This window comes from Micromonospora sp. WMMD1219, assembly GCF_049315215.1.
GTDB lineage: Bacteria > Actinomycetota > Actinomycetes > Mycobacteriales > Micromonosporaceae > Micromonospora > Micromonospora tulbaghiae.
The window spans coordinates 1,324,382-1,337,862 of sequence record NZ_CP186057.1; the positions used below are offsets into that span (position 1 = coordinate 1,324,382).

A 13,481-nucleotide genomic window follows, 5' to 3' on the forward strand; every position below is an offset into this window, starting at 1 on the left:
AACGGAGTGGCATGCTCCCCATGTCGCAGCACAGGGCACGGCGACGCTTACTCGTCGCACTGCCCGCCATCGCGCTCGCGGCCACGTCGCTGACCGTGACGGGCAGCGCGGCGGCTCAGCCGGCCCGGTCCGCACCGGTCACGATCGGGGCGGACGAGCACTACATCAACTACGCCGAGCCCGAGGTCCAGCCGGACACCGGCGGCAAGGAGGTCAAGGGCCGCGACGGCATCTTCTCCTCGCCGGCGGACGAGGCCCGCGCCTACGACCGCAAGTACGCCGGGGGCAACCCGATCGCGGCGCGCGAGCTGGCCAAGCTGGAGGCCAAGTCCATCCGGACCGGCCAGAGCCCTCGGAAGATCAAGAAGGCCAAGAGCACGCAGACCGCCAAGCTGCTGACGCTGCTCGTCGAGTTCAACGACAAGGCCAACGACGACTTCACCGACGTGATGGTCCCGAAGACGGTGTTCGAGGACCGCACCTGCGTTCCCGGCACCGTGCAGAACGGGCCGCGGCACAACACGATCCCGAACCCGGCCACGCTGCCGCACAAGGACAACAACTCGATGTGGGTGCCGGACTTCTCCCCGGCCCACTACGACAAGATGCTGTACAGCAAGAAGGGCATCACCGAGCGGGTCCGCAAGGACCTGAAGGGGCCGGACGGCAAGCCGGGCATCAGCCTCGCCGGGCGGACCATGCACAACATGTACCTGGAGATGTCCAAGAACGCGTACACCGTGGACGGGCAGGCCAGCCCGTGGATCACGGTGCCGCACTCGGAGGGCTGGTACGCCGCCTCGCGCTGCTTCCAGGACGAGAACGGCAACTGGGTCGCCGGGCGTGAGCAGTCGATGAACGGCCACCCGGACAACCCGCAGGGCGCCGGCCGGCTCGCCACCGACGCGATCGACGCGCTGGCCGCGGCCGACCCGAACTTCCCGTGGGCCGACTACGACATCGAGGACCAGAGCGACCGCGACGGCGACGGCAACTACCACGAGCCGGACGGCGTGATCGACCACCTGGTGCTGGTGCACGCCAACCAGGGCAAGTCCCGCGGTGGCGGTGACGTCGGGATCTACTCGGTCTGGGCGCACTCCTCGACCGTGACCGGCGGCTACACGATCCCGGGCACCAACCTGAAGGTGTCGAACTACATCGTGCAGCCGGAGGACGCCGGCGTCGGCGTCTTCGCCCACGAGTTCGGGCACGACCTGGGCCTGCCGGACCTGTACGACACCTCCGGCAACGCCGACTCGGACGTGGACTTCTGGGACCTGATGGCGTCCGGCTCGCACTCCGGCGAGATCTTCCAGGCGCTGCCGACCCACATGGGCCTCTGGGACAAGTGGGTGCTGGGCTGGGCCGAGCCGAAGACGTTCGGGCCGGGTGACCGGGCCAAGCTGGTCAAGCTCGGGCAGACCTCGCGTACGCCGGTCGGCACCGAGGACGGCATCAAGATCGACCTGCCGGACAAGGTGATCTCACTGGCCACGCCGCACAGCGGCTCGAACATGTGGTACTCCGGCGCCGACCAGGCCTGGGCGGATATCAAGCTCAGCCGCACGGTGACCGTCCCGAACGCCGCTGATGCGAAGTTCTGGATGTGGAACAACTACGTCATCGAGGCGGACTGGGACTACGGCTTCGTCGAGGTCTCCACCGACGGCGGCGCCACCTGGAGCGAGCAGAAGGTGTACGCCGAGGGCGGTGCGCTGGTCTCCACGAACGACGGCTACGCCGACCCGAACGGCCGCATGGTCGACTTCGGCAACAAGAAGTACGGCCTGACCGGCAGCACCAACGGCTGGCGGCACGACTACGTCGACCTGTCGTCGTACGCCGGGCAGACCGTGCAGGTCCGGCTGCGCTACGCCACCGACGAGGCGTTCCAGGAGCGCGGCTGGTTCGCCGACGACTTCTCGGTGACCGGCGGCGGCGCCACCACCTGGAGCGACGACGTGGAGAGCGGCGCGGCGGGCTGGACCCAGACCGGCGGCACCTTCACCGACACCAGCGGCGCGGGTTGGTTCATCGACTCGGGCACCCAGGTGAAGTCGCACTACTACCTGGCCGAGTGGCGTAACTTCGACGGCTTCGACAAGGGCCTGAAGTACACCTACGACACCGTCTACTCGCACGAGGCCTGGAAGGTCGACCGGATCGCGTACAACGCACCGGGCATGCTGGTCTGGTACCGGGACACCCAGCTCGGCGACGTCAACCACGTCACCGCGCAGATGACCGCGCTGCCCAGCTACGGCGCCAAGGGCGGCCTGCTGATCGTCGACTCGCACAACGACCCGCTGCGCCGCAAGGGCGTCGCGGCCGAGAAGGACCCGTCGGTGCTGAAGAACCTGCCCAGCCGGCCGCAGTCCTCCAACGCCGCGTTCGGCCTGAAGCCGACGTACCCGTTCAAGGAGTGCCTGGAGGCGGCGGACGAGCCGTACAGCGAGTACTGCACGAAGTTCGGCCCGCAGGCTCCGGTGCGTGGCTTCACCGACGCCAAGGGCTGGTACCCGGGCATCGAGATCCGAGACGGCGCCGCGTACTCGCGGGACAACGACGCCTCGGTGGTCATCCCGTCGCGGGGCAACCAGCAGTACACGACCCGGGTGGTGAACCCGGACGGCACCCCGGCGACCGACTACTACGGTTCGACGCTGGGTGGCGGGGCGATCGTGCTCGGCACCGGCAACCCGGGTGACGCGGGCGTCCAGTACGGCGTCTCGATCATCATCAAGCGGGCCGCCAAGGACAACTCGTACGCCCAGGTGTACGTGGTTCCGCCGCGGAGCTGAGCCGTACGTTCAAACCGGAACCGGAATGACCGGAAAATGAGCTGAAGAGGCTCGATGGGGGAAGGGTCGGGAGCGTGAGCGCTCCCGACCCTTCCGCGTAGCCGGTTAATCCATGACTGTCACTGCACCGCGTGATCCATACATCGCCGCTGGTCAACGGCTTGGTTGCCGGCCGACGTGTGACGGTGAAAAGCATTCCCAACAAAAAGTTGCTACAAATCGACGCACACATCTTCCCAGCAGTCGCAGCAGTGTCTATGTTCACCTTTGGTCCCACTAGTGGGACGTTCCACCGGCCCGTACCCCCAGTTGGGCCGGTTCCCTCACACCGGAGGTACCACGTGCGCAAAGTCGCAGTGGGTCTGCTCGGGCTTTCGCTGACCGCGACGGGACTGGTGGCAGGCACGTCCGCCAGCGCCGCGCCGACGCCGAAGCTGCCGGCCGCCGCCCCGTCGGTGGCCGAGCCTGCGCAGGCTGAGCACGACCTGCCCAACCCGCTCGAGGAGAAGCGGCGCGCGCTGCGCCAGGAGGGCCTCAGCGAGGTCCTGTCCGGCAGGGCGAAGGCCCAGAAGATCAACGGCAGCAAGGTCGTCAAGGTCGGCGAGCAGGCTGTCGCCGGTCCCGCGGCGGGCAAGGCAGCCAAGAGCACCAAGGGCGGCAAGGGTCCGACCAAGGACCAGTACGTCGAACTCTCCCGCGAGCGGACCGACAAGATCTTCGTCATCCTCGCGGAGTTCGGCGACGAGCGGCACCCGAACTACCCGGACCAGGACACCGACCCGGACACCCCGGGCCCGACCCGGTTCGACGGCCCGCTCCGCAACCAGATCCCCCAGCCCAACCGGGCGGTGGACAACTCCACCGTGTGGCAGGCCGACTACAGCGCCGACCACTACCGGAAGCTGTACTTCGGCACCGCCCCCGGTGACGAGTCGCTGAAGCAGTACTACGAGGCCCAGTCCTCGGGTCGGTACAGCGTCGACGGCGAGGTCACCAACTGGGTGAAGGTCCGGTACAACGAGGCCCGCTACGGCCGTTCCGACGGCTACCCATGCGCCTCGAACGTCTGCAACAACACCTGGGCGCTGGTCCGCGACGCCGCCAACCAGTGGGTCGCCGACCAGAAGGCGCAGGGCCGCTCCGACGCGGAGATCGCCGCGGACGTCAAGGCGATGGACGAGTGGGACCGGTACGACTTCGACGGCGACGGCGACTTCAACGAGCCGGACGGCTACATCGACCACTTCCAGATCGTCCACGCCGGCGGCGACCAGGCCGACGGTGACCCGTACCAGGGTGAGGACGCCATCTGGAGCCACCGGTGGTACGCCTTCGCCAGCGACCAGGGCAACACCGGCCCGGAGAACTTCCCGGCCGGCGGCACCCAGATCGGCAACACCGGCGTCTGGATCGGTGACTACACGATCCAGCCGGAGAACGGTGGCCGCAGCGTCTTCTACCACGAGTACGGCCACGACCTCGGTCTGCCGGACGACTACAACACCGGCACCAGCGCCGACAACAACAACGAGCACTGGACCCTGATGGCCCAGAGCCGGCTCGGCGCCAAGAACGACGCCGGCATCGGTGACCGCGGTGGCGACCTGGGCGCGTGGAACAAGCTCCAGCTCGGCTGGCTCGACTACGAGGTGGTCGTCGCCGGTCAGAAGCGCACCATGGAGATCGGCCCGCAGGAGTACAACTCCGCCAAGCCCCAGGGCGTCGTGGTGGTGCTGCCGCAGCGGGAGTACACGTTCCAGAACGGCAAGCCGTTCGAGGGTACGAAGCAGTTCTTCTCGGGCAACGCGGACGACCTGAACACCACGATGACGCGGACCGTCGACCTCACCGGGAAGACCAGTGCCGCGCTGTCGATGAAGGGTCGTTACAACATCGAGGCGGACTACGACTACCTCTTCTTCGAGGCGTCCACCGACGGTGGCCAGACCTGGACCTCGCTCCCCGGCACTGCCAACGGCAACGCGCTGAAGGAGATCTCCCCCGGGCGCTACGCCCTGGACGGCTCCAGTGACGACCAGTGGGTCGACATCAACATCCCGATGGACGCGGTCGCCGGCAACGTCGTGCAGTTCCGGCTCCGTTACCAGACGGACGGCGGCGTCTCGGACGGCGGTTTCTACGGTGACGCGATCACCGTGACGGCCGACGGCCAGACGGTGCTCACCGACGGCGCCGAGACCGGTGCCAGCGGCTGGACCCTCAACGGCTGGACCATCGCCGAGGAGACCTACACCCGCAAGTTCGACAACTACTACATCGCCGGCAACCGGTCGTACGTCTCGTACGACAAGTACCTCAAGACCGGCCCGTACTTCTTCGGGTACGCGAACACCCGCCCGGACTACGTGGACCACTACGCGTACCAGGAGGGTCTGCTGATTTCGTACTGGAACCTGCGCTGGGCGGACAACAACACCGCTCCGGCGTCGCCCACCAATCCGAACGGTCACCCGGGTGAGGGGCGGAACCTGTACATCGACGCGCACCCGCGGCCGATCTACAACCTGACCGGCCAGCCCTGGCGGGCCCGTGTCCAGGTGTACGACGCGCCGTTCAGCCTGAAGAAGGCGGACTCGTTCACCCTGCACCTCAACAGCCAGCCGCAGTACATCCGCGGCCAGGCTGCTGCTCCGCTGTTCGACGACAGCAAGCAGTACTGGTTCCCGGAGCTGCCGAACCACGGCGTCAAGGTCCCGAACAACGGGGTCAAGATCCGCGTGGTCGAGCAGAACGGCACCTCGATGAAGATCCGCATCTCCTGATCCACGGATCGACGCACCACGCGATGCCCGGGCGGGCTCACCGCCCGGGCATCGCCCGTTCCGGGGAACCCCCAGGACCCCGCCCGCGTCCCATCCGGGTGACGCCCTGTACCGCCCTGCCGGCTGCCCTCGCCACGGCGCTGCTCGCCACCGCGGGCTGCGCCGGAAACGGAGGATCAGTGCCCGACGAACGCCAGCCGCCCGCCCCGCCCGTCTCTCCCGGCCCTGCCACGCCGCCCGCGTCGGGAGCCGACGCGCCGGCCGCGAGCGGCGCGGGCACGCCGGCCGACCGCCCCACGCCGCTGTCCGCCACCGAACTCCCGACGCTGCGGCGTCCGGCCGGTCCGCCGAAGAAGCCGACCGACAACCGGCCCGGCGGCGTCGTCGGCGGGTGGATCACCCGCGGCGGTTCGGGGCCCTGCTACGGGTTGATGGACGAGAACGGCAAGGAATACGCCGTGTACGGCCCGGACGCCGGTGAGCTGCGCAAGGGCGAGTTCGTCACGCTGCGGCTCACCTCGCGGGACCGTTCGGTCGACTGCGGACCGGGCGTGCCGATGCGGATCATCGACTGAACGTCACCCGGGGTAGCGGCATGCGCACCGAAAGCACACACGCGGCCGGGCGGCAAGGGCGGAACGGCTGATTGACCGCCCCCGGCAAGACAACCATGATCGTGGATGTCTGGTACGGGGGTAACAGACGACCGGCGCGCGTCATGCGCCCGGCGGTCCACCCCCGCCGTCCACGGGGGTGGCGACCATGTCCACGACAGTGCTGGCCGACGACACCGACTATCCGACGACCGGGCGCGCCTCGGAGGCCGACGCCGCAACGACGCGCCCACTCCTCGACGATCTGCGACGATCCATCGCCGCCAGCCAGCAGGACCTGCGGCGGGCCCAACGGCAGCTCACCGAGGCCCACGCCGATCTGGAGGGGTGGACCCACCGGCTCGTCCGCGAGGCCGGCGCCGGCGTCCCGGCCGAAACCGTGCCGGACGCCACGGAGTTCCACCGCCTCTCGGCCCGGCTGTGCGCCCGGGACGGGACGGGCTGCCGCCTCCTGCAGGGCGGGACGACAGGCGCACAGGCACACGAACACCCGGTGCCACGGCCCGGCGACACCGCCCACCGCAGCGTGCTCGCCCGGGCACGACTGGAGCAGCCGGCCTTCCGGCAGGCGGTCGAGGAGGCCGCGCGATCGACCCACCGGCACCGGGTCCTGCCCCACCTGACGATCACCCTGCAGCTCGCCGACGGGGTCACACTGCTCTCCCTGCCACAACCGGACGGACCGTCGGGCCTGCTGCTCCGGCATCCGGAGCTGGTGCGGCTCGCGACCCAGTTCTTCGAGGCGGCCTGGATCGACGGGCTTCCGATGGAGGCTCGGGAGTCCACTGGTGACGACCGCCCGTCGGAGGTCCAGCTCCAGATCCTGCGACTGGCGGCGGTCGGGGCCAAGGACGACTCGATCGCCCGGAGCCTGGGGCGGAGCACCCGCTGGGTCCGGCGGCACTTCGAGCTGCTGGAGGAGCAGCTCGGCGCCACCAACCGGATGAGCCTCGGCATCGCAGCCGTCCGGCGCGGCTGGATCTGATCTTGCAACTTGCGGACAGGGGCAGCTCTGCCCTGCCGCCGGGACACCCCGCCGCCTGATGATCGATGGAGGTTGATGGAAGTTCCATCGATCATCGGGGAAGGATCACCTTGCGAAGGACATCTCTGCGGTGGCTCGCCGCACTCGCGCTCAGCGCCGTGGCGCTCGTCGGCGGGCTGGTGGCCGTCCAGGCCCCGGCCGCCGCCGTGCCGGCCGGGTTCGACCACACGATCTACTGGAACAACGTCCTGTTGAAGACCTACCGGGCGGTGGGTGGTCCGCCGACCGTCCTGTCCCGCGCCGCGGCCATGATGCACCTCGCCATGTACGACGCCTCGGCCTCACTCTCCGGCGGGTCGACCTACCTGGCCAAGGTCGACCGAACCCCGAACTTCAGCTACGACGTTGACATGAACATCGACAGGGCGGCGTTCAAGGTGCTGCAGTCGGTCTTCCCCGGCCGTGACTTCACCGCCGACTACCAGGGCTCACGGGTCTACCCGCCGATCGGCGAGCCGGGGCCCGAGGGCTGGAGCACCAGCGTCGGCGAGGGCACCGCACAGAACATGATCAACGCGCGGGTGAACGACGGTTCGGCGAACAACACCGCGTACACCCCGACCATCGCCGCCGGACAATGGCGTCCGACCGAGGCGGGCACCAGCGCGGCCAGCCCGAACTGGGGTCGGGTGAAGCCGTTCGCGCTGACCTCGTCGTCGCAGTTCCGGCCCTCGCTGCCGGGCGGCTTCCCGGACATCGCCACGATGCTCACCAGCACCGCCTATGCGGCCCAGGTGAACGACGTCCGGCGGCTCGGCGCGGCGACCGGGTCCACCCGCACCGCCGACCAGACCCAGGCGGCCTTCTTCTGGGCCAACGACCTGGACGGCACGTACAAGCCCCCGGGCCAGCTCTTCGCGCACACCCAGATCATCGCGAAGGCCAAGGGCACCACGACCGTCAAGCTCTTCGCCCTGGTCGCCATGGCCATGGCCGACGCCGCCATCGCCGCCTGGGACGCCAAGTACGAGACCGGCATCGACCTGTGGCGCCCCGACACCGCGATCGAGGAACCGCAGACCGACAGCAACTCCGGCACCACCCCCGACCCGTCCTGGCAGCCGCTCTCCACGGCGGCCAACGGAACGCACTTCTCGCCGAACTTCCCGGCGTACGTCTCCGGGCACGCCACGTTCGCCGGGGCCTGGGCGGGCATCATGAAGCGGTTCTACGGCACCGACGCGGTCACCTTCACCGCCACCACCGAGGACCCGAAGGCGGTGGGAGTGCAGCGCACCTTCACCTCCTTCTCCGCCGCGGCCAACGAGAACGCGCTCAGCCGGCTCTGGCTCGGTGTGCACTACCGGTGGGACGCGGACGCCGGGCTCGCCACCGGTGACGCGGTCGCGAACCGGGTGTTCGGCACCTACCTCCGCTGACGGCAGGCACGCGGGCCGGCGAGGATCCTCGCCGGCCCGCGTCGCCCGTCCCGGCCTCCCGGAGAAATCCCTGATCCTGGTCACCTGCGGGGCCGGTGGGTGACCGGCGGCCCTAGGCTGTGCCCCATGACCGACCAGCGCGGCGGACCCGTCGACGAGTCCTGCGTCCTGCCCGAAGGGCCGTGGACGCACCGGTTCGTCGGCGCCAACGGCAGCCGGTTCCACGTCGTCGAGGCGGGCACCGGCCCGATGGTGCTCTTCCTGCACGGCTTCCCCGAATACTGGTACGCCTGGCACGAGATGCTGCCCGCGGTCGCCGACGCGGGCTTCCGCGCGGTCGCGGTCGACCTGCGCGGTTACGGTGCGAGCGACAAGCCACCCCGGGGGTACGACGGCTACACGCTCGCCGCCGACGTCGCCGGCCTGATCCGCGCGCTCGGTGAGCGGTCGGCCACCGTCGTCGGCACCGGCGCGGGCGGGCTCATCGGCTGGACCGCCGCCTCCTTCCACCCGACCCTGGTCCGCCGGCTCGTGGTGCTCGGCGCGCCGCACCCGCTACGGCTGCGGGCGGCCATCTTCGCCGACCCGCGCGGCCAGTTCACCTCGGCCACCGCGACGCTGAAGTTCCAGCTCCCCCGCTACGAGCACGTCCTGGCCCGGGACGACGCCGCCGAGGTGGAGGAGATCCTGCGCCGGTGGGGCGGCCCGCGCTGGGTGTCCGGCCCCGACTTCGCCGACTACGCGCACTGCTGCCGGGTGGCGATGCAGATCCCGCAGGCCGCCTTCTGCGCGATGGAGGGCTACCGCTGGGCGTTCCGCTCGGTGCTGCGGCTGCACGGCTACCGCTTCGTGAAGCTGATGCAGAAGCCACTGGTCACGCCGACCCTGCAACTGCACGGCGCGCTCGACCGGGCCTCGCTCCCCCGTACCGCCCAGGGCTCCGGCCGCTACGTCACCGCCCCGTATGAGTGGCGGCTGCTCGACGACGTGGGCCACTTCCCGCACGTCGAGGCGCGGGACGTGGTGCTCGGCGAGATCCTGCGCTGGGCGAAGTCCTGACTCAGACCCGCTGCTCGCCCAGGTCGGCCACCTCGGCCGCGGGCGCCCAGCCCTGGTAGACGCCGAAGTCGAACGCCTCCAGCCCCATCGCCTCGGCCACCGGCCAGCGCCCACCGGTGTACTCGACCCGCAGCCAGCCCTCGTGCTCGGCCAGCACGATGAACGGCTGCCCCTGCCAGGTGCACGTGGTCCGCACGTACGCCAGATCGTCGACCTCGGCGGCCGGCACCACCCGGACGTACCGGCCGGGGCGTACCTCGGTGAAGCCCTCGCCGGGGCCGGGCTGGTAGAGGCGGATGTCGTCGCCGTCGGGGCTGGCCTGGTATTCCCGGCCCCGCCAGCGGGCCACGTAGCCGTCGCGGCTCACGCCTCGCCCGCCTTCCGCCACAGCAGCTCGTCGGTGTCCAGGACGGCGACCAGCTTGCTGTCGCCGTCCGCGCCGACCCGCCACAGCTCGGCGCCGTGCGGGAGCCGGGCGCTGTCCACCTTGAACTCGGCGATCACGTCGCTGCTCTCCCCCGGCGCGAAGCCGTTGCCGCGGAACGGGGGCCGCTCGATCACCCAGCCCTCCATCGCCCGCATCGCCGCCTCGTTCGGACCGCCGTACGGGATCCGGTAGAGGCTCGGCCGGTAGGCGGGCCAGCGCAGCAGGTAGATCTCCTCGTCGTCCGGGGAGAACGGCGAGCCCGGGTGGCCGAGGCCGAGCGCGCGGTACAGCTCCGCCGGGGTACGCAGATGCGCCAGCTCCCCGGCCCGGTGCACGAATCCGGAGACCCGGTCGTAACCACGCTCCAGGTAGTACGCGAGCTGGCTCGCCGCGATCGCCTTCTGCATGGTCACCGGCCGGTTCGCGGCGATCGTGGGCGCCTCCGGGCGCTGTCGTTCCGCCGGCTGCGGCGCGGCGGCCGGCTCCGGGTCGTCGCCGAGGCCCACCTCGGCCGCCCAGTTGGCGAGCGCGAGGACCTGCTCCCCCGGGTACGTCGCGCCGACCGGGCTGCCCGGGTTGACCCGGAACGACCACGCCACGTCCGGCCACCTGCGGATGAGCTGGACGAACTTGACCCGTACCGTCTCGACCTGGCCCTCGGTGTGCTCGGCCAGGCGTTCCGGCGAGGTGTAGACCGAGACGCACCGCTCGCCGTCGACCTGATCGGCGTGCCAGACGAAGCCGCTGTCACCCGGCCGGCTGCCGGCGGCCGAGTCGGGCGCGACGGGCATCAGCACCCGGGCCAGCAGCAGCGTGGTGAGGAAACCGTCGGTGCTGCCGCTGCCCGCGGCGGCCAGCAGGTCCTCCTCGACGTCGTTCGCCGGTACGAACTCGGCGGGCCGGTCCGCGGTGCTCGATCCGTGACCGGCCGGCGGACCGGCTGTCGTGGCGGGGGTCGCGGTGTCCGGTGCCGGCGTGGACAGCGCCACGGTCGGCTCGCCGGGCGCGAACAGCGGCGCGGTGACCGGTTCGTCGCCGGTCGCCGGCGCGAAGAGGGAGACGGTCGGCTGCTCCGCCGGCACGGAGTCGGACAGCGAGACGGTCGGCTCAGCCGATGCCGGGCTGGTCAGTGGCGCGGTCGGGTCGTCCGGTGCGGAGTTGGACAGCGACGACGTCGACTCGGACGGCACCGGATCGAACAACGAAACGGTCGGCTCAGCCGGTGCCGGATCGAACAGCGAGACAGTCGGCTCGGCCTCGGTCGGGGCGGAGAGCGGCGCGGTCGGCTCGGCTGACGCCGCTGGTGCGAACAGCGAAACCGTCGGCTCGGCCTCGGCTGGCCCGGCGAGCGAAGCGGTCGGCTCGGCCGACATCCGGTCGAACAACGAGACAGTCGGCTCGGCCGAGGCCGACGGCGTGAACAGCGGCGCGGTGGCCTCGCCTGCCGGGGACGGCGACTCGAACAGCGATGTCGTGCGCTCGGACTCCGACGCGAGCGACACCGTCGGCTCGGCCTCACCCGGGCCGGCCGGCGGCACGGTCGGCTCGGCCGGCACCCGGTCGAACAACGAGACAGTCGGCTCGGCCGAGGCCGGCGGCGTGAACGGCGGCGCGGTGGCCTCGCCTGCCGGGGACGGCGACTCGAACGGCGACGTCGTGGGCTCGGACGACGACGCGAACGGCACGGCCGGCTCGTCGCGCGGCGTACTCCGGTCCGTCGTGCCGGTGGTCCCGGTGTGTGCCGGCGTCGGCTCGGCGAGGTTCACCGTGTCGTCGGCGACCGGCGGGTCCGCGGAGAGCGGCATGGTCGGGTCGGTGCCGGCCCACGGCGTGGCCGCGCCCTCGGCCGGTTCCGCGCGCACCGGACCGGTCTGCTGCGCGGACCAGAGCGGTGCGGGCGCGGTCAGGTCGCGGGCCTCGATGACGGTGCCCTCGATGACGATGGGTGTGAAGTCGCGGCGTGCGGCGGGCGGCGCGGAGACCGGTTCGGCGATCGACGGGGGCAGCTCCTCCACCGGCTCGTCGATCGTCTCCCACCGCGTGGTCTCGCCCTCGGTGCCGCCCGGCGCGGCCCCCCATCCGTCGGCAGTGGCCGGTCCGGCGGCGGCAGCGGATCCGGCGTCCGTCGCAGCGGCCGGTCCGGCGTGCCTCCGGGGCAGCGCCTCGGTGGCGTCCTCGGTCGGGCGGGTCGGCCGGAACGCCTGGGTCGTCTCCTCCGACCGAGGCGCTGGCGACGGCTCGCCCGTCCGGCTCGGGAAGGCGTGGGTCCGGCCCTCGCGTACCGGCTCGTTCAGCGGCCGTCGGCGCGGGAACGGCTGCCCGCCGGCGAACCGGGTCGGCGGGGTGGCCCGGTCGCCGGCGCCGCGCGACGGGTCCAGCGGCGACGGGCGCCGGGCCGAGCGGCCACCGGACGAGGGTTCGAAGAAGGAGCGGGACGGCGGTGGGACGGCGGCCGCCGGTGGCTCGTCGGCAGGTGCCGCCGGGGCGGTGGCGAACGGGTCCGGCTCGTCGGGGCGGCGGCGCAGATCGGTGAGCCAGCCGTCGAGGGCGTCCGTGTCCGGCTCGGCGCCGGGGGCGGTCCGGCTCGGGACGTCGCTGTCCGGCGCTCGGCGGCGGGGCGGCACGGTGGGCAGCCGCCGCCCGAGGACCGAGGCGGCCCGCATCGGCACCGTGGGCGGCTCGTCGGTCTTCATCAGCCGCTCGTCCCGGCCGGGCGCGCCGGCGACCGGCGGCACGACCGGAGGCGGCATCGCGGGTGGCGGAACAGCCGGTGGCGGCACCGCGGGTGGCGGCACGACGGGAGGCGGAACCGCGGCCGGCGGGACGGCGGCGTGCGGCACCGGGGCGGGCGTGACAGCGGCCGGCGCTACGGGCACGGCCGGCGGGCGGGGCGCCGCCTCGGGCACCGCGTTCCGGGCTCCCCGGGTGGCGTTCTCCACGCGTTCCAGCCGGGCGCGGGCACCCATGGTGCGGCCGGGCAGCCGGACGTCGCCCCGGGACAGCTGAGCCACGTACCAGGCGGGCAGGTAGCCCTCGATCGGCAGGCCGGGATTGACCGCGAGCCACCACTCGGGGTTGGGCCAGCCGGTGGCCAGATCCGGGTAGGGGACCCGGCGGGTGGGCCCCGCGTTCTCCCCGAGGCTCGCGCGCAGCGCGGCGACGGAGGTGAAGGCCAGCACGTGGGTGCGCCCCCCGGAGGTCCAGGTGCCCCATCCGGCGGTCGGTCCGCTCGCGACCGGAAGCAGGAGATCGACACGGGTCAGCACCCGGAAGTACTGCTGCTGGTCCTGCGCGCGCAGCGCGTCCCGCATCGCCACCTCGGCCTCGGTGGCCGGCTCCCATCCGGTCACGGCCACCTCTCCTTCCGCGA

At 71.5% G+C, this 13,481-nt stretch carries 8 protein-coding genes; 6 read left to right on the forward strand and 2 right to left on the reverse strand.

Annotation, left to right across the window (positions count from 1 at the left end):
- Positions 1-20 precede the first annotated feature (20 nt).
- From ACN27C_RS06310 to ACN27C_RS06335, 6 genes are all read left to right on the forward strand, one after another.
- On the forward strand, positions 21-2,804 hold the full coding sequence (locus tag ACN27C_RS06310; RefSeq protein WP_233585896.1) for an immune inhibitor A domain-containing protein: 2,784 nt from the start codon (positions 21-23) through the stop codon (positions 2,802-2,804).
- A gap of 356 nt (positions 2,805-3,160) precedes the next feature.
- On the forward strand, positions 3,161-5,587 hold the full coding sequence (locus tag ACN27C_RS06315; RefSeq protein WP_422751584.1) for an immune inhibitor A domain-containing protein: 2,427 nt from the start codon (positions 3,161-3,163) through the stop codon (positions 5,585-5,587).
- A gap of 179 nt (positions 5,588-5,766) precedes the next feature.
- Positions 5,767-6,162, forward strand: coding sequence for a hypothetical protein (locus ACN27C_RS06320; protein ID WP_422750698.1), 396 nt, complete (start codon positions 5,767-5,769; stop codon positions 6,160-6,162).
- 187 nt (positions 6,163-6,349) lie between these two features.
- A complete protein-coding gene (locus ACN27C_RS06325; protein ID WP_358191776.1) occupies positions 6,350-7,186 on the forward strand; it encodes a helix-turn-helix transcriptional regulator in 837 nt (278 codons plus the stop codon).
- Between the two features lie 110 nt (positions 7,187-7,296).
- Positions 7,297-8,625, forward strand: a complete 1,329-nt coding sequence (locus tag ACN27C_RS06330; RefSeq protein ID WP_422750699.1) for a phosphatase PAP2 family protein — start codon at positions 7,297-7,299, stop codon at positions 8,623-8,625.
- A 126-nt stretch (positions 8,626-8,751) separates the two neighbouring features.
- Positions 8,752-9,684: an alpha/beta fold hydrolase gene (locus ACN27C_RS06335; protein WP_120572059.1), complete on the forward strand. Its 933-nt coding sequence runs from the start codon at positions 8,752-8,754 to the stop codon at positions 9,682-9,684.
- 1 nt (position 9,685) lies between these two features.
- Here ACN27C_RS06335 and ACN27C_RS06340 read toward each other — a convergent pair whose 3' ends face one another.
- Together ACN27C_RS06340 and ACN27C_RS06345 are read right to left on the reverse strand one after the other, a co-directional pair.
- Complete coding sequence (locus tag ACN27C_RS06340) at positions 9,686-10,051, reverse strand: hypothetical protein (RefSeq protein ID WP_121684991.1); 366 nt, start codon at positions 10,049-10,051, stop codon at positions 9,686-9,688.
- Positions 10,048-13,461: an SseB family protein gene (locus tag ACN27C_RS06345; protein ID WP_422750700.1), complete on the reverse strand. Its 3,414-nt coding sequence runs from the start codon at positions 13,459-13,461 to the stop codon at positions 10,048-10,050. The genes ACN27C_RS06340 and ACN27C_RS06345 overlap by 4 nt, the downstream gene beginning before the upstream one ends.
- Positions 13,462-13,481: the final 20 nt, after the last annotated feature.